The following is a 17264-nucleotide window of genomic DNA, read 5'->3' on the forward strand; positions in this document are numbered from 1 at the left end:
TCTCCAGGTTGGCAGGTTAGGCGATCGTCCCCACGATATGGAAGAGCCAGAACCGGAAGCGTCATCAAGCACGGGGAAGGCCCCTGGGCGGGACCTCCCCTTACAACCTGTCCGCTAGATCCAGTCGCCCTGGTCCTCGCCCTCGCCGTCCATGTCCCACTCATCGGGCTGACCACCGTTCTCCTGCCGGTCGGGATAGAGCGCATCCGTGATCCCGGCATTGCCAGCGGCATCGTTGCCCGGCGCGTTATCGAGGCCCGCGAGAGCTGACTTGTCCCCGGCGCCCTGCGCGGCTTCTCCTGCACCGCCGAAGGCATGCGACAGGGCGTTGGCGATCATCACACCACCCGCGACGCCGGCCGCCGTCGACAGCGCACCCTGGAGGAAGCCGCCGCCACGCTGCACGCCGCCGCCCCAGGGGCCCGGCGCGCCCACGCCCGTCATGCCGCCCTGCGGGGCACCGAAAGGCTGCTGTTGCTGCTGATAGGATGGCGGCACTGGCTGCGGCTGGCCCCAGGGCGAGGCCTGACGGGCTGGTTCGCGGTATTCCGGCTCGGGACGGGCCCCGCCTCCGAAGAGGCCGGACAGGAAGCCACCCTGCTGGGGCTGGGGCTGGCGCCGCTCGGCCTCCAGCTCGGCGCGAAGGGTCTCGTTCTCGGCCTGCAGCCTGGCAAGCGCCTGTTCCTGAACGAAGACCGCCTGCGCCATTGCATAGGGCGCATAGGGCTGCCGGCGGATGTTCTCGGCGATGAAGGCCTCCGCCTCCGGATCGCGCGGCTGGCTTGCAACCTGCTCGAGGCGACGGAAAATATCGGCGATGACCTGACGTTCCTGGTCGTTCATGGCAAATCTCCTTCACGCGCCTCGGGCGCTGGACGAGATGTAAGCATGGCGTCGATGATTTTTAGAGGGCGGCGTCCGCAACCGGGGCCGAAGGGCAGCGCCGCCTCGGGAGTGCTCTGACAACAAGATGTCCCGGGCGCTACGGCCCGGGACATGGCTGCGATGGTCCTCGCGACGCGCGCCGATCAGGCGGCCCGGACGTTATCGAGGAACTGGCCGATCTCGGTGCCGAGCCGCTCGGCCTGCTGTTCCAGGGTGACGGACAGATCCGCGACGGCCTGCGCGGCCTCGAGTGAACGAACCGCCACCGCTTCCGTGGTCTGGATGGCGACGGCTCCCGCCTGTGCATCGGTCGACACCTGCGCGACCGACCGCGCGATCTCGGAGACCGCGGCCGTCTGCTGACTGACCGAGACCGCAACCGCCGAGACAACCGAGGCGAGATCTTCGACGCTGCTCTGGACGCTGCCGAGCGCGCCGAGGGTGTTGCGCGAGGCTTCCTGGACCGCCTCGATCTGGCGGGCGATGTCTTCGGTCGCACGGGTCGTCTGCGCGGCGAGGGTCTTGACCTCCTGCGCCACCACGGCGAAGCCTTTGCCGGCCTCGCCGGCGCGCGCTGCCTCGATGGTCGCATTGAGAGCGAGCAGGTTGGTCTGGGCGGCGATGGTGCGGATCAGCCCAGCCACTTCGTCGATCTGCGACGTGGCGGCGGACAGGGCCGCCATGCTGCTGGACGCGCCGCGCGCCTCCGCGACCGCCTTTTCGGAGGCCTGGGTGGAGGCACTCGTCTGGGCCGCCACCTCGGCAAGGGAGTTGTCGAGCTCTTCCGCGGCGCTCGCCACGGCCGAGACGTTCATGGAGGCACGGGTCGAGGCGTCTCCCGCTACCTGCGCCTGCTGGGTGACGTGATGCGCCGATCCCTGGAGGTCGCCCGCCGCGTTGGCAAGTTCGCCGGAAGCCTGCCGGACCTCCGCCAGGATCCGCTCGACAGAGGCGTCGAAGGCGCCGATTGCCTCCGCGATCGCGGTGGCACGCTCGGCCTCGAAGGAAGCCGTTCGTTCGCGTTCGCCGGTCAGCCGCTCGCGTTCGCGCGCATTGTCGCGGAAGACGAGCACCGTACGCGCCATCGCACCGATCTCGTCGGAGGCCTTGGTCGACGGGATCTCCGCCATGGCATCGCCGTCCGCCAGGCGCTGCATGGCCTGCTGGAGCCGGGTCAGCGGCAGGGAGATCGAACGGCCGACAAGGAGCATGAGGATCAGGCCGAGCAGCAGAGCGCCGCCCATGACCCAGAGAATGAGTGTAAAGGTCCGCTCCTGCGAGGCGATCAGCTGGGCATCGGCCTTCTCGGATTCGGCGCGCACCTTCGCGAGAAGTTGTTCGAGGGTCGGCACGAGAAGCTCGAACTGACCCATCAGGTGCTCGCTCTCCCCCGAGACCTTCTGCTCCTGATCGGCCCAGGATGCGAACGCCCTCTGGTAGGTCTCGCCGGCGGCCTCGATGGCGGGCTTGGCCTCGGCCGCCTCGCCGCCGAGCCTGTTGACCGCCCGCGAGAAGCGGCCCTGCTCCACCTCGAAATTCCCCAGAACCGTCGTGTCCTCCAGGGATGCACGGGCGCGGGCCTCTTGGAGGAACATGCCGAGAGTCGCTGCCCAGAGACGCTGGCCATCCATTTCGCCGCTGCTCGACAGCGGCCGCACGAGCTTCTCGAGATCCGCCTGCGCCTTCGCGAGTTCCCCGCGGGCGCCCTGATCCGCCTGGTAGCCGATCTGGAGATACAAGCTGTCGAGGATCTTCGCCTGCTGAATGAGTCCGGTGGCGCGCTGGACCAGATCGGCCACTTCCGGTCCGACCAGCGCCGCGCCGCGCGCCGCGTTCATGGCGACGAGTTGCTCCACGAGGGCGTTGTGCTGATCGCTGAAGGCCTGGCTCAGGTGGCTGAGACGCGAGGAGGTCCATTCCCGGGCCGTCACCTTCAGGGCATCGGCGCGTACCCGGAACTGGTAGGCGTTGTCGGCCAGGGCAGAATAGGTCTGCTGAGAGTCGAGCGCCTGCTCCACATCTCCCCGCCCCCTCTGGAACACCGCACCGACGATTCCGAAACCCAGGATCATCACGACGCTCAGCGCAGCAACCCGCACCCGCACCGACGGCCACCGCAAGCGAGCAAGAACCTTCATTGCCCGTACCTCCGCACATTGCATGGCGGGCACAATGTCGCCAAATACGTTAACAGTGACTTAGCGTAATGAGACGTTTAGCCTTTGTAATCTCAAGTAATAGCCGACTAAATTCTTCTTCCTACGGCGACGATCCTCGAGGGAAACTACGAGTGGAGCGCAGGGGCACGCTGCATTGATCCTGAGGAAGCACCGTCATGCGCGTACGAGGCCGAGTGCTCTCATATGCGTCATGGCCACGGGCGCGATGTCCTCGAGGACAGCGAGGGGATGCCAAGCGGCCTGCACCACCTCTGAAAGATCCGGCCGAAGGTCCTGTGTTCGTCTGGCGCGCATCACGTAACGGAAATCGTGATGCCAATGCTCCGGCTCGTTTCGCGTAGGGCGGGCCGGGATGCGGTGGCTGTCGATGTCGATGGGAAGGTCCGCCTCCTGGTGCCAGGGATCGAAGCCAATCTCCGCCAGCCCCGTTTCCTCGACGGCCTCGCGACGGGCGGAAATGTCGAGTGCCTCTGGCGCCTCGTAATGGCCGCCCGGCTGGAGCCAACGCCCGAGGGAGCGATGGCGAACAAGCAAGGTGTATCGCCCCGTCTCGTCGAGAATCAGGGCGGAGGTGGTGACATGGCCCGGGAACGTACGGCGGGAGTGAATGTCGTCTCCCCTCCCGATCTGGCTCCGTAATCGGGCGTGGTCGGCCCCGGAGCGGCCGAACAGAGCCGCGTGGCCGTCAAGGAGGGCAAGAACACTGTGCCGGAAAGCCGCCGGATCGAAGCTCACCTCGTCAGCCCTGTCTCTTCGTGCTCGACCGTGTCCGGTCCTCATGCACACCGAGCTTTCTTATAGGCTCGAGGCGAGCCGGCGGATACCCGGTAGCCGCCGGGTATCCGCCGATCTTCCCTTCCTAGTGGGCAGGCGCCTTCGGCAAGCCGGTCACGAGAGCCGCCGGCTCCTCGCTGATCCAGCGGTAGAAAACCCCGCCGAGCACGCCGCCGATCATGGGTGCGAGCCAGAACAGCCAGAGCTGCGCCAATGCCCAGCCGCCAACGAAGAGCGCCGGACCGGTGCTTCGCGCCGGATTGACCGAGGTATTGGTGATCGGAATGCCGACGAGGTGGATCAGCGTCAGACCGAGCCCGATGGCGATCGGCGCGAAACCGACCGGCGCTTTTCCATGCGTTGCGCCCATGATGATGAACAGGAACATCATCGTCAGGACGACCTCGGCCACCAGCCCGGAGACCAGGGAATACCCCCCGGGGGAATGCTCGCCGTAGCCGTTGGCGGCGAAGCCCTTGGCGAGGCTGAAATCCGCCGAGCCGCTCGCGATCAGGTACAGGATCGCCGAGGCGACGATGGCGCCGACGACCTGGGCGGCGATGTAGGGCGCGATGTCTTTCGTCGGAAACCTCCCCCCGGCGGCCAGGCCGACGGTGACGGCGGGATTCAGGTGGCAGCCCGAGATATGGCCGATGGAATAGGCCATGGTCAGGACGGAGAGGCCGAAGGCCAGGGCAACCCCAAGCAGGCCGATGCCAACCTGCGGAAAGGCGGCGGCGATCACCGCGCTGCCGCAACCGGCAAAGGTGAGCCAGAAGGTGCCGACGGCCTCGGCGAGATACTTGCGGATATCCATGCGATCCTCCCGAGAAGATAGGGCTGGAGAGTCTTGTGCGGCGACTACGCGACAGCGGCTCCAGGGATTTCGGGAGTCCCCACCGGCTTGAGGTCGCTTCCCCTGCCCTGCATCCGTCCCGGAAGGCGCCCGATCGCGGATCCCAGCTCCAGTCCGCAGGAGCTTCCGAGAATTTGGAAATATCGATCTTCGTGTCCGTGCCTGACAAAGACTATATCAGGCACTTCGAAGTCTGTCTCGCAGCCCCAACTTCATCGAAGCGTAGGCGGAACTCGTTCAGACGCCCCGGCGGCAGAAACCCGCACTTTGGCCAGGAGGGTGTCCGGCGGCCGTGAATCCCGTGCTGCGGTCCAGGCCGTCCGGGCTCAAACCTTCGAGAGCATCTTCCAGATCCCCTGCGAGGAGGCAATGGCGCGCTCCCCGACGCTCAACGTTCCCCTCATGAACAGGATGGAGCGGGTGCGCCGGACAACCTCGGCCTTCGTCGAAACGAATTCGCCGGCCACGGCGGGCGCTATGAAATGGGTATCGAGCTGAATAGTTGCCTGGGCCAGCCCGCCTGTGATCGCCCGGGCCGTGAGGCCGAGGGCCTGATCGGCAAAGGTCATCACCATGCCGCCATGCACCACATGGCGACGGTTGAGGTGCTTCCCCTCTATGACGAAACCGAAAGCGATGCTCTCGCCCTCTCCACGCTGCCACAGGGGGCCGACCAGATCCATGAGCCCAGGCTCGTCATCCCGGATTCTCCAGCCCTCCGTTGCAGGATCGAAGGCTGCTGTCATGGCCGCGGACCCGCACGATCGAGCAGGACCTCGATCTCCTTCTCCATCATCCCGAGTTCGCGCCCGAGAACGTCGTGGGTGTGCTCGCCGAGCCTGGGCGGCGCGACGGGCGGGCGCACGGGCGTTTCAGAAAGGCGGAGGGGAGAGGCCGTCAGGCGCAGACGTCCGTGCCGCGCGTCGTCCACCTCGACGACGATGTCACGCTCCGCCACCTCGGGACTGGAGAAAACCTGGGAGACATTGCGGACCTGACCTGCGGGAACTCCGGTCTGCTTGAGGAGGGCGATCCAGTCCGCCGTCGTGCGGGTGCGGAATACCTCCGCGAGAGACGGGATCAGGGTCGCCCGGTTCATGACCCGATCGCGATTCCGCTGATAGCGCTCATCCGCCCAAAGGTCGGGACGTTCCAAGACCCGGAGGCACAGGTTCTTGAACTGAAGGTCATTGCCGACCGCCAGCGCAAGGACTCCGTCGGCGGTGTCGAAAAGCTGGTACGGAACGACCGTCGCGTGGGCATTGCCATACCGCTTGGGCTCATTGCCGGTCGCCAAATGGCCGGAACCGACATTCGCGAGAAGGGCGACAGCGGAATCGAACAGGGACACGTCGATGAGCTGGCCCCTCCCAGTCTTTTCACGTGCAAGAAGCGCGGCAAGGACGGCCTGGGTGGCATTCATGCCTGTCACGATGTCGGTGATGGCGATTCCGTGCTTCATGGGCGAGCCCGTCGGCTCGCCGGTGATCGCCATGAGACCGCTTTCCGCCTGAATGGCGAAATCGTAGCCGGCTTCGTCCGCGCGAGAGCCGGTGCGGCCATAGCCCGAGATGGAGCAATAGATCAAACGCGGATTGATGCCGGAGAGCTGCTCATAGCCGAGGCCGAAGCGATCCAGGGCCCCTTTGCGGAAGTTCTCGACAAGAACATCGGCCTTTGCTGCAAGGCGGCGCAGCACGGCTTGCCCCTCAGGGTCCTTCATGTCGATGGCGACGGACTGCTTCGAGCGATTGCAGCACAGGAAATAGGTGGATTCGCCATGGAGATCAGGCGGCATCCAGCTTCGGGTATCGTCTCCCTTGGCGGGCTCCTCGATCTTCCATACCTCGGCTCCGAGATCCGCGAGCGTCTGCGTGCACCACGGGCCGGCGAGCACCCGCGACAGATCGAGAACCTTGATCCCCTCCAACGCTAGCATCTGGCTCTCCTACTCTGCCGCGATCATGTGAAGACCGGGGCCGAGATGGGCGGCTCCGTCGATCTGGATCAGCTGCCCTGTCATCAGGCGTCCGGCCGGGCTCGCGAGGAAGGCGACAAGCTCCGCCACCTCCTCGACCGAGGTGGGAATCCCCATGGGCGTGGCCTCGATCAAGCGCTCGAGCATCGGGCGGGCAGCCTCCCCGGCAAGGCCTTCGGTAACCACCGTGCCGGGCGCAATGCAGTTGAGACGGATGCCATCCTTCGCCCATTCCAGCGCGAGCGACCGGGTCATGCCGAGAACGCCCGCCCGCGCCGCGATCGAATGCGCCAAGCCCATGGAGCCACGGTCCACGCCCGAGAGCGAGATGCTGGCCACGCAGCCACGGCTCGCCCTGAGATAGGGATAGGCCGCTTTCGTGACGGTGAAGACGGCATTCAGGTTCAAATCGATGACTGCGTCCCAGCCCTTTCGGCTGATTGCGGTGGCCGGCGCGAAAAACTGTCCCCCCGCGTTGTTCACCAGAAGGTCGATGCCCCTGCTCTCCCCCACTTCACGAACGAGCATCTCGGCGGCTTCCGCGTCGCGGACGTTACAAGGCTTGTACGCGAACTGCCCCGCCATGCCTCTTGTCAGGCTTTGCGTCTCCTCCAGCATCTCCACGCGGCGGCCCGTGCCGAAGACCGACATGCCGAGCTCGACAAGCCGCAGCACGATGGCGCGGCCGATACCGGACCCTGCCCCGGATACGAAGGCGGAGCGGTTTTCGAAAAGCCCGTCCCGGAGGACGGACGCATCGTAGGAATCTCTCGAGGACGCTGAAGGCATGATCTTGCTCCGGTCAGTCGGCTCGGCGGCTGCCGCCGAGCGATGGTGCTGGGGAACGGTGGATGCGCTCACCGTCGAACAGGGCTGGGAAGCTCGGGACGTGCTCGCCGCTCTCCAGTTTGCGGCTGACCGCGCCGGCACGCAGGCTACGGATCGTCTCGATCGCCTTCATAGGATCACGGACAGCTCCCGCGGGAATGGCGAGTTCGTTCATGACGGACAGCACGGCCTCTCGCGTCCGCTGCGATGTCCAGGCGATGACCTGGTCGTCGAACTCATGGGCACTGGCGAGGCGCTCGTCCAACGGCACGTCCCTGCCGCCCACGATGCCTCTCAGCTTCGCCCAGTAGGGATCGAGGCCGCCATAGATGTAGACGTAGCCATCCTGGCACGGATAGACGCCGGAAGGAGCCGAAGCGCGGTCGCGGTTGCCGGTACCCGGGGCAGGCCTGCCACCTTCCGACACGAGCAGGGCCGCGGGTCCAAGCAGCATGGCGGCGGCGATCTCCATCATGGAGATGTCGATGATACAGCCTTCGGTGCGGCCCGCCTCCGCCAGGGCCATAGCGGTCGAGAGGGCCGCGTACAGTCCTGAGAAAAAGTCGGCGGGCCAGCTCGTCGAGATCCGGGGGCTGCCATCCTCTGCCGCGTTGAGCCAAGCAAAGCCGCTTTCGCACTGGGCGATCGTGTCCATGCAGGTCCTGTCGTCGTCCTGGCCATAGCCGGATACGAGGGTGGCAATCAGGTGCGGGAACCGACGGCGGATGGAAGCCGCATCGAGCTCGAGCCTCCGCAGCGCTCCCGGTGCGAGATTGCAGACGAGGGCGTCCGCCGAGCCCAGGAGATCGAACAGCTTGGCGCGGTCCGCCTCCCGGCGCGTATCGATGACGACGCTTGCCTTCGATGTATTGAAGCTCCGGGTATAGACGCTCCCGAAAGCCGTTCCCGGCAAACCCCGCGATCCATCGCCCGTCGGCGCTTCGATCTTGATGACCTCGGCCCCGAAATCCGCCAGAAGTTGCGCCGCGGTAGGCCCGGCGATGAACTGGGACAACTCGATGACACGTTTCCCTTCGAGCGGACGCGGCGCTGCCATACCCGCTACTCCGTGATCACGCGTTTGGCCTTGTGCACGGTGCGCGGCAACGACCCGGCAGGCAACACTTCGACGACGAAGCGGACCTGCAGGCGCTCGCGCAGTCGGTGGGAGAGCTTTTCGCCCATATCCTCGGGAGCATCCTCCGTCCGTTCCACGCGCAGCTTCACGCCGGTCAGAAAGCCGCTTTTGGGATCCTTCACGGAATCGTCGATGACGAGCACATATTCGTTGGTTGTGCCCGGGAAGGCGCGCACGATATCCTCGACCGCACTGGGGAACAGGTTGACGCCGCGCACGATCAGCATATCGTCCGCGCGCCCGAGCACGCCGCCCTTGAGGGTCGCATGCGTGCGTCCATCAGGCGTCGGCGTGCGATCCCTTACAACAACGTCGCCCGTCCACCAGCGCACAAGGGGACAGGCCTCCTTGTCGAGATGGGTCAGTACGAGAACGCCGCGCTGTCCATCGTCGACCGGCTCGAGCGTGTCCGGATCGAGGATTTCCACATAGATGAAATCCTCGGCGATCTGAGGACCGAGCTGCAGGGCGGTGTCCCAGCCGATGGGCTGGCATTCCAGCGCCCCGTAGCAGTCGAACATCTTCGCACCCCACATGCGCTCCAGCCGCTCCCGGGTCCCGGGGATGCTCGCGCCGGGCTCACCGCCGACGCAGACCATGCTGACGGTCGAGGCCGCCAGATCGACGCCCATCTCCTCGGCGGCCTCTGCCACGTGCGCCATGAAGGAAGGCGTGCCGATCACCGCCTTGGTGCCGTATTCCCTGATTGTCTCGATCTGACGCTTGGTATCCACCGATCCGCCTGGGATCACGAGCGCACCGATATGCTGCGCAGCTAGCGTCGCGCCGAGGCCCCCGACGAACCAGGAATAGTTGAACATGCACTGGAACACGTCGCCTGCTCGTAAGCCCTGGGCATAGAGATAGCGGGCGTAGAGATCCGCCCACCGCTCGATATCGCGCTTGGACCATAGAACGGGCGATGGACGCCCGGTCGTGCCGGACGAGAAATGCACGCGCACCGCTTCGTTCAATTCCACGGCCCGCATGGTTCCGAACGGCGGATCGTCCTGAAGTCCTGCGACGTAGTCGGCCTTGCGGGTGATGGGGAGGCGGCGCAGATCCTCGAAGCTTTCAAGGCCGGCCGCCGAAAACCCAGCTTCCTTGAAAACCTTCTGATAGTAGGAGCTTTTTGCCTCGACGCGGGCGAGCTGTCTCTTGAGGGCAGTCAGCTGAAATTCCTCGATCTGGTCCCTGGACCAAGTCTCGACGGGATCCCAGATATCTTTCGAGTACGGACGAACGACCTGAGCATTCACGGCTGGGCTCCTTTGAGAATTCCGCGCATGGCGTATTCGGTCAGGGTATGGGCGATTTCAGCAATATCCTCCGCCGTCTGCAGGCGGCGCGGCGCGTACCAGACGGTGAGCCAGTTCAGGGCTCCGAAGAATGGCTTCGTCGCCAAGCGCGGCGGAATATCCACGAAGAGACCCGCTCGGATTCCTTCGTCGATCACTTCGGCAAAGATCCGTTCGTAGTCGTCCCTCAGCCGGATGATCGAACGCAGGGTCTTGGCATGTCGCGCGGCGACCGCGCCGAGAAGTTCCCGCTCGAGACCCCGAACGGCAACTTTCTGCATCGGCAGGTCCTTCATGAGGATCGTCGTGTGTCGCAGAGCCATCGCTTCAAGACGCTCTGCTGCATTGCCGGAGCCGCGGGCAATCGGCTCGATCTCGCGATTCAGCTTCTCCATGGCGGCGATCTGCACGTCGAAGTACAGCTCCGCCTTGCTGCGGTAGTAGTGATAGATCCGCCCCTTGGTCGCTCCTAGCCGCTCGGCGACAGCGTCGATGGAGGTAGCCGCGAAGCCGAACTCCATGAAGACCTCGGCTGCTGCGCGCACAATCTCGTCCCGCGCCTCGTTGCCGGTGGGCGATGCGAGGTTTGGCCTCTCCTCATCCATCAGGCGCTCCGTCTGCGCAAGGCATCGCCCTGCCCTGCGGCCGCGGCGTCCTCGACTTCCTTGCGCACGGCGCGCGCCAGCACGAGGCGCTGTACCTCGGACGTGCCCTCATAGACTTCCAGAATGCGCTGATCGCGATAGAGGCGCTCGGCCACGTTCGGCTTGCAATAGCCGAACCCGCCCCAGATCTGCACCGCCGCATCCGCCGCCCGATGAGCCACCTCGGAAGCATAGAGCTTGGCCATCGCACCGAGATTGGCGACGTCACGACCTTCATCATAGGCCTTGGCAGCCTCATAAAGCATCATGCGGGCGGCCGAGATCTCCACTGCCATATCGGCGAGCTTGAAGCCGATGCCCTGATTGTCGATGATGGCCTGCCCGAAAGCCTTGCGCTCGACCGCACGCATTGACGCCTCGCGATAGGCGGCGAGAGCCAGACCGAGCGACTGGGCAGCCACCATCACGCGGCCCACATTGAGGGTCTGGAATGCCAGGCGCAGGGCCCGGTTGACCTCGCCGATCCGCGCTTCGTCCGACACCACGAGATCGAGCTTCAGATTCGACGTCTGAGTGCCGCGAATACCCATCTTGTCGGAGAGTTCGTCAATGATCGCGCCCTCCTGCTCCTTGTCGACCATGAAGGCGGAGATGCCGCGCCCGCCGGCCGCCGGATCCGTCTTGGCAAACACCACGTAGTAGCGCGATGCGCCGCCGTTTCCGATCCAGTACTTCTCACCCCTGAGCCGCCAGCCATCGCCCTCGCGGACGGCAGTCGCTGTGATGGCAGCGGCGTCCGAACCGGCCTCGCGCTCCGAAAGGGCGAAGCTCGTCGAGACACCCCTGGTCATCTCACCCAGATACAGCTTCTTCTGGTCTTCCCGCCCTGCCAGCAGAACCGGGAATGCACCAAGCTGGTAAGCGCACAGAATCGCGGCGGTGGATGAGCAGCCCGACCCGACCCGTTCGACCACGGCGACAGTGGAGGTCAAGCTGGCGCCTTCCCCGCCATAGGCCTTGGGAATGAACAGGCCCGCCAGTCTGTTGTCGACAAGGCGGCGCACATTTTCCCACGGGTAGCGCTGCTCGCGATCAAGCTCCTCGGCCAGCGGGCCGAAGTGCTCGTCGGACAGTTGTGCGGCGAGGGATTGCCAGCGCTGCGCTTCGGCATTCAGGACAGGTTGCCAGATAACGGCCATGGACTTAACTCCTCTCAGGAACAGGTTTGCCGAGCGGCGTGACGCGTCGGGTCAATAGCTTTCGTAACGGTGCGAAAATTCCGAACAAACCATTGGGCAGGAATGCGAGCGTCAGGATCAGAACGCTGCCGAGAATGATCTTGTCCACATAGCCGCCGAAGGACAGGAACTTCTCCTGCATCAGGATCAGGGCAACACCGAGCAGTGGCCCGAGGAGCAGGCGACGGCCCATCAGCACCACGGCGGTCAGCATGAGGATGAGGAAGTACGTCTCCAGGACGTCCGCACTGATATAGGCCCGCTGGTACGCGTACAGCCATCCGGCGGAAGCGGTAATCGGAGCCGACACAAGGAAGACCTGAAGCCTGATGCGCTGCGGGTCGACGCCGGAGCTCACCGCGAGGCGCTGGTTGAGATGCACCATCATGGCCGCCTGCCCCAGCTTCGAACGGCGGAAGGCGGATATGAGATAGATCGCAACCAGGAGCAACAGATAGGCGACCGGCCAAAGCTCCTGGTCGTTCCTCGCCGTAAAGCCGAGCCATGGAATCGCGAAGGCGGGAATCCCCCTTAGGCCATCGGATCCGCCGAGGAAGCCCCAGTTCTGCGCGATGGCCGCCGCGACGACGGCGACCGCGTAGGTGACAAGGGAGAATACGAACTCGCGCAACTGCAGAGTCACGAAGCCAAGCGCCGCTGCGACCAGCAGAGCCATGAGGACCGCGCCGGCGAGCGAGAGTACGGGCCCGAGGCCGGCGCTGGCGGAGAGCAACGCCGTCGTATAGGCCCCGACGGCGAAGAAGACTGTGTGTGCAAGGCTGACCTCGCCGAGATCGGACACCACGATGTCCAGGCCGTACGACATGACGGCGAAGATGGCGATCAGCACGCAGGCCGCATAGACTGCGCTCGAGCCGCCGAAAAGTGTCGGCACGAAGAAGCCGAGAATGGCGAGACCGGCAAGCAGGATGGTCTTGACCCCGAGATTCACGATCATCGTCCTCCAGGACTGACGGCGAGGCCACCGGGCCGGATCACGAGAACCGCAATCAGGACTGCAAAGGCGGCGGCCGTGGTGTAGGCCGGTGAAACGAAAGCCCCGAAGAACGCCGTGAAAAGTCCGAGGGCAAGCCCTGCTACATAGCTGCCCGTGACGCTTCCGATGCCGCCGAGAACCACGACGACGAATGTGATGATCACCTCATCGAAGCCCATGGAGGTGAGGATCGGCGTACGGGGAGCCACAAGCGCCGCCGCCAGGGCCACGGCTGCCCCTTCAAAGGCGAAGACGCCGAGATACACGCGACGTACGTTAATTCCCGAAAGCTGCGCCAACTGCGGATCTTCGGCCACCATGCGCGCGAGACGGCCCAGGCGCGTACGGTCGATCACGTATTTCAAGGCCGCGAAAAATATGATCGCTACGATGACGATGGCGATATCCTGGTAGGTGAACCAGAGATCGCCCCAATAGATGTCCTTCATCGAGAACGGCGTCTCCAGAATCTGACCGGTCGAACCGAAGAACAACGCCGCCGCGCCATGGAGCACATAGCCGAAACCGAGAGTGACGATCATGATCGACACCAGATCCTGCTTCAGGGTGAGCTGAAGCATGATCCTCTGCATCACATAGCCGACCGCGACACCCACCAGCATGGCAAGCGGAATGGCTACGAAATACGGGAGACCGAGCCGGGAGACGCCATACCAGGTCACGAAGGCGCCGAGCATATACATTTGCCCGTGACCGAAATTGACGAGCCGGGCGACACCCAGAAGCACCGTCCAGCCGATGGCGATCAGCGCATAGGCATGGCCAAGCACGATGCCGTTGACAAGTTGCTGCGCTAAATTCATGCCACATGCGCTCCGAGATAGGCTTCGGCAATCCGTGGATCGTCCCGCATCTCCGATGCCGGGCCTTCGGCGATGATTCTCCCGCGCTCGAGCAGGACCAGACGGTCGACCACCTCGATGGCGGCCCGCACGTTCTGCTCCACGAGGAGCACGGTCAGGCCCGAATCGACCAGGGAGCGCACCGTTTCGAGAACGGTGGAGACGAGCCGCGGAGCAAGGCCGATGGACGGTTCGTCGAGCAGCAGCGCTCTTGGCCCCAGCCTCAGCGCCCGGGCGATGCCGAGCATCTGCCGCTCGCCACCCGAGAGCTGCGAGCCGAGGTGGTGCCGGCGCTCGTAGAGCCGCGGGAAGAGCGCGTAGACATCGTCGACGGTATAGTACCGCCGCCCGTGCCCGGAAGCCGCCCTCGCGCCGGTACCTGCCAGATTTTCCTCGACGCTCATATGGGTGAAGACGAGCTTGCCCTCGGGAATGAGGAGCAGGCCCGCCTTGACCCGCTCGTGCGGCGGAAAGTTCGAAATGTCCTTACCGTCGAGCATGACCCTCCCCGAAACCTTCGGTGCGCCGCGGGACCATCCGAGGAGACCGTTCACGAGAGTCGATTTGCCCGCCCCATTCGCACCCACGACGCCGACGAGCTCCCGTTCCCGAACCGCGATGCGCGGGACGTCGAGAGCGAGATTGCCGCCGTAGGCGACCTTGAGGTCGGTCGCTTCCAGAACCGGACGAGTGTTCATTGCGCACGCCCCAGATAAGCCTCGAGAACCCGTGGGTCGGACTGGACCTGCTGCGGCGTTCCAGTGGCGAGCGTCCTGCCCTGTTCGAGCACCACAATCCGATCCGCCACGGACATGATCAGGTCCATGTGATGTTCGATGACGACCACCGCCAGGCCTTCCTTCTTGAGCGAGATCAGAAGGTTGATCAGGTGGGTCATGTCCGCGCCACCGAGACCGGCGGCAGGCTCGTCGAGCAGCAGAGCCCGGGCCCCGCTCCCATATGCGAGTGCAATCGAGAGCATCCGCTGCGTGCCGTACGGAATATTGGTGGGCTTGAGATGGTGGTAGGTCTCCGGGATTCCGAAGCGGATGAGGCGCCGGCTTGCATCCTCCACCGCATCGGCCCTGCGTCGGACCTGAGTAAAGGGCAGCAGCGTCGTGGCGAGAAGGCTTGTTCCATAGCGATCCTGGAGAACGGTCACCATGTTCTCGAGAACGGTCAGTTCATGGAAGAAGGCGTTCTGCTGGAAGGCCCGTTTCAGACCCCGTTCGGCGAGGAGATACGGAGCGGTGTCCGTCACCTCCTCGCCATTCAGGAAGACCCGTCCCCGCCTCCTGACAAGGTGAGTGACGGCATCGTAACAGGAGCTCTTTCCGGCGCCGTTCGGACCGATGATGCCGAGGATTTCCCCTGCGCCGACACTCCATGTCACGTCATCGAGAGCGACCAGGGCGCCATAGGTGACGCCGAGGCCCTCGACACGAAGGATCGGTTCCAAACCGCCGGCCATCTCACCGCCCTCAGTTCGAGGCCGGACGGACGGCGATCTTCTGGTTTTCGACCGTGAAGAGCTTGTGGTTCGAATCGAGCTGACCATTCGCCGCGAAGGAGACGTCGCCAAAGATGGTGCCTTTGAAGCTGCCGCCGCGAATGCGCTTCGCGACCGGCTCCTTATCGAGGCTCTTGACCTCGTTCGCGGCCATGGCCCAGACCTGCAGCGACGTCGCGCCGAGCGCCATGTACTTGTCCGGGGTGTACTTGAACATTTCCTGCGTCTTGGCGACGAACTTCTTGTTCGCCGCATTCGACGCGAAGGGCTCCACGTCCGGGAAATAGATGTCAGCCCCGATCACGCCATTCGCGGCTTCGCCGGCAACGGAGATGACGCTCGGTGCCACCGTTCCGACGGCCGTGACGAGCTGTCCGGGGAGACGGCTCTGCTTCGCCTGACGGATGAGGGCCGGCATGCCGAGACCTTCATTGGCGTTGATGGCGATTGTCATCTCCGGATTGGCAGCGCGCACGTTCGTCAGCGCGACGCGGAAGTCCGCCTGGTTGAAGGGGAACTTTTCCTCAGCCACCTTCTCATAGGCGTAATTCATCTTTTTGAGTTCGCCTTCGATGGATTCCTGCGCGCCGTTTCCGTAGGCGTCGTTCTCCGTCATGAAAGCGATACGCTTGGCCTTGCTGCCCGCAATATATTTCGCAATGACCGCGCCGTCCTGCGAGTTGGAGCTGTTGAGCCGGATCGCCAGCGGATTGCCTTCGCCGGACAGGATGGGGTCGGCCTTCGAGATCGCCGTAATGTCGAGGATGTTGGCACGGTTGATCACCGGCTGCATGGCAAGCGTCACCGGGCTGTTCCACCCTTCGATGATGAGCGAGACGCCAGCGGAGATCAGCTCGTTGGCGCGCGACACGCCTACGGCCGGAGTCGATTCATCGTCCCGCGACAGAATCTCGATCTGGCGGCCCATGACGCCACCGGATTCATTGATGATCGCAGCCATGGCCTGAATGGCCTGCGTGACGTGCTGCCCCTGCGGTCCCGCGCCCCCGCTGAGAGGAAAGATCACGCCGACCTTGATCGGCTGTTGAGCTTGGGCATGAGCCTGGCCGGCAAGAGCGAGAGCGCCAAGGGATACGATAGCAAGTGTCTTGAGAGCCTTCATGAACTTTCCTCCTGGTTGGATGCCGTGTTCGGCTTTTTTATTTTCAGGTACGATACTGATGAGTATGTCACGGTGTCAATCGCGTTATAATATAACTTCGATCTGCTGCATCTTTACTGAAAATGCCTAGATTATATCCCCGCTTCTATTCCCCTTGCGGACATACTGATCAGTATGTAACCTCCCGGTCGGAATTCAGGAGCGGTCATGTCAGCCAGCGACGAATCTTTTGTGAAGGCAGATCGGAATGGCTCCGTCCTGCAACTCCTCATCGATCGGCCGGCAGCGCGTAATGCTTTGAACCCACGCATTCTCGCAAGGCTGGCGGCAGAGCTTGCCGCTGCCGATCAGGATCCGGCCATTCGCGCAATTGTGATTACCGGCGGGCCCAGCCATTTCTCGGCAGGCGCAGACATCGACACGCTCTCGGGGCATTCACCCGCAAGCTATCTTGCTTCACCGACGCGACGCGCCTTCGAGAGCATCATCCGTACAGAGAAGCCCATCATTGCCGGGGTAGCGGGGTTCTGCCTGGGCGGGGGATGCGAGCTGGCCCTGGCATGCGACCTGATCATTGCGGGTGACAGCGCGGTCTTTGGACAGCCCGAGATCAATCTCGGCATCATCCCTGGCGCCGGCGGAACGCAGCTTTGGCGCCAGCGCACAGGCGCGGGTCCGCAAACAGAGGCTGCCCTCCTGGGGCAGCTGGTCGATGCCTGGACGGCCAGACGCATAGGGCTGGTGGATGAGGTCGTGCCCACCGAGCGGATCGTCGATGCAGCCGTCGAGAAAGCACGCATCATCGCGTCGAAGGCCCCTCTCGCAAGCCGCACCGCAAAGGCCGCCTTGCGGAGTGCCGGAGCGATGAACCTGCATGCGGCGCTCTCCCATGAGGTCGGACTCATGGCGGGACTTCTTGGAACCGAGGACGCGCGGGAGGGCACGAAAGCCTTTCTCGAGAAGCGCCGCCCTCACTTTACGGGGCGCTAGA

The 17264-nt window shown here is 64.2% G+C and carries 17 protein-coding genes; 1 reads left to right on the plus strand and 16 read right to left on the minus strand.

The window, feature by feature from the left end; all coding sequences use genetic code 11:
* Nucleotides 1–114: 114 nt before the first annotated feature.
* The 16 genes from AC522E_RS15255 to AC522E_RS15330 form a co-directional block, all read right to left on the minus strand.
* Nucleotides 115–843 (minus strand): DUF2076 domain-containing protein, encoded by a 729-nt coding sequence (locus AC522E_RS15255; RefSeq protein ID WP_500747110.1) that lies wholly within the window; start codon nucleotides 841–843, stop codon nucleotides 115–117.
* A gap of 185 nt (nucleotides 844–1028) precedes the next feature.
* Entirely contained in the window at nucleotides 1029–3023 is a 1995-nt protein-coding gene (locus AC522E_RS15260) for a methyl-accepting chemotaxis protein (RefSeq protein ID WP_500747111.1), read from the minus strand.
* Between the two features lie 195 nt (nucleotides 3024–3218).
* Nucleotides 3219–3800, minus strand: coding sequence for an NUDIX hydrolase (locus tag AC522E_RS15265; protein WP_500747112.1), 582 nt, complete (start codon nucleotides 3798–3800; stop codon nucleotides 3219–3221).
* A gap of 124 nt (nucleotides 3801–3924) precedes the next feature.
* Nucleotides 3925–4656 carry an aquaporin Z gene (aqpZ, locus tag AC522E_RS15270; protein WP_500747113.1) on the minus strand — a complete coding sequence of 244 codons (732 nt, stop codon included), beginning with the start codon at nucleotides 4654–4656 and terminating at the stop codon, nucleotides 3925–3927.
* A gap of 365 nt (nucleotides 4657–5021) precedes the next feature.
* On the minus strand, nucleotides 5022–5441 hold the full coding sequence (locus AC522E_RS15275; protein WP_500747114.1) for a PaaI family thioesterase: 420 nt from the start codon (nucleotides 5439–5441) through the stop codon (nucleotides 5022–5024).
* Nucleotides 5438–6634 (minus strand): CaiB/BaiF CoA transferase family protein, encoded by a 1197-nt coding sequence (locus AC522E_RS15280; protein ID WP_500747115.1) that lies wholly within the window; start codon nucleotides 6632–6634, stop codon nucleotides 5438–5440. Before AC522E_RS15280 ends, AC522E_RS15275 begins: the two co-directional genes overlap by 4 nt.
* A gap of 9 nt (nucleotides 6635–6643) precedes the next feature.
* The gene (locus tag AC522E_RS15285) at nucleotides 6644–7462 is read right to left on the minus strand and encodes an SDR family NAD(P)-dependent oxidoreductase (RefSeq protein WP_500747116.1); all 819 of its coding nucleotides are present in this window, start codon (nucleotides 7460–7462) and stop codon (nucleotides 6644–6646) included.
* Nucleotides 7463–7475: 13 nt separating this feature from the next.
* Entirely contained in the window at nucleotides 7476–8558 is a 1083-nt protein-coding gene (locus AC522E_RS15290) for a CoA transferase (protein ID WP_500747117.1), read from the minus strand.
* A 5-nt stretch (nucleotides 8559–8563) separates the two neighbouring features.
* Nucleotides 8564–9898: a phenylacetate--CoA ligase family protein gene (locus tag AC522E_RS15295; protein ID WP_500747118.1), complete on the minus strand. Its 1335-nt coding sequence runs from the start codon at nucleotides 9896–9898 to the stop codon at nucleotides 8564–8566.
* On the minus strand, nucleotides 9895–10542 hold the full coding sequence (locus tag AC522E_RS15300; RefSeq protein WP_500747119.1) for a TetR-type transcription factor C-terminal domain-containing protein: 648 nt from the start codon (nucleotides 10540–10542) through the stop codon (nucleotides 9895–9897). The genes AC522E_RS15295 and AC522E_RS15300 overlap by 4 nt, the downstream gene beginning before the upstream one ends.
* Nucleotides 10542–11741 carry an acyl-CoA dehydrogenase family protein gene (locus tag AC522E_RS15305; RefSeq protein WP_500747120.1) on the minus strand — a complete coding sequence of 400 codons (1200 nt, stop codon included), beginning with the start codon at nucleotides 11739–11741 and terminating at the stop codon, nucleotides 10542–10544. Before AC522E_RS15305 ends, AC522E_RS15300 begins: the two co-directional genes overlap by 1 nt.
* 4 nt (nucleotides 11742–11745) lie before the next feature.
* Nucleotides 11746–12738: a branched-chain amino acid ABC transporter permease gene (locus AC522E_RS15310; protein WP_500747121.1), complete on the minus strand. Its 993-nt coding sequence runs from the start codon at nucleotides 12736–12738 to the stop codon at nucleotides 11746–11748.
* Entirely contained in the window at nucleotides 12735–13601 is an 867-nt protein-coding gene (locus tag AC522E_RS15315) for a branched-chain amino acid ABC transporter permease (protein ID WP_500747122.1), read from the minus strand. Before AC522E_RS15315 ends, AC522E_RS15310 begins: the two co-directional genes overlap by 4 nt.
* Nucleotides 13598–14338, minus strand: a complete 741-nt coding sequence (locus AC522E_RS15320; protein WP_500747123.1) for an ABC transporter ATP-binding protein — start codon at nucleotides 14336–14338, stop codon at nucleotides 13598–13600. The genes AC522E_RS15315 and AC522E_RS15320 overlap by 4 nt, the downstream gene beginning before the upstream one ends.
* Nucleotides 14335–15111, minus strand: coding sequence for an ABC transporter ATP-binding protein (locus AC522E_RS15325; RefSeq protein ID WP_500747124.1), 777 nt, complete (start codon nucleotides 15109–15111; stop codon nucleotides 14335–14337). The genes AC522E_RS15320 and AC522E_RS15325 overlap by 4 nt, the downstream gene beginning before the upstream one ends.
* 10 nt (nucleotides 15112–15121) lie before the next feature.
* The gene (locus AC522E_RS15330; protein ID WP_500747125.1) at nucleotides 15122–16273 is read right to left on the minus strand and encodes an ABC transporter substrate-binding protein; all 1152 of its coding nucleotides are present in this window, start codon (nucleotides 16271–16273) and stop codon (nucleotides 15122–15124) included.
* Nucleotides 16274–16480: 207 nt separating this feature from the next.
* Between AC522E_RS15330 and AC522E_RS15335 the strand changes: the two genes are divergently transcribed.
* Entirely contained in the window at nucleotides 16481–17263 is a 783-nt protein-coding gene (locus AC522E_RS15335; RefSeq protein ID WP_500747126.1) for an enoyl-CoA hydratase/isomerase family protein, read from the plus strand.
* Nucleotide 17264: the final 1 nt, after the last annotated feature.

The organism is Microvirga sp. BF8, from assembly GCF_059888585.1.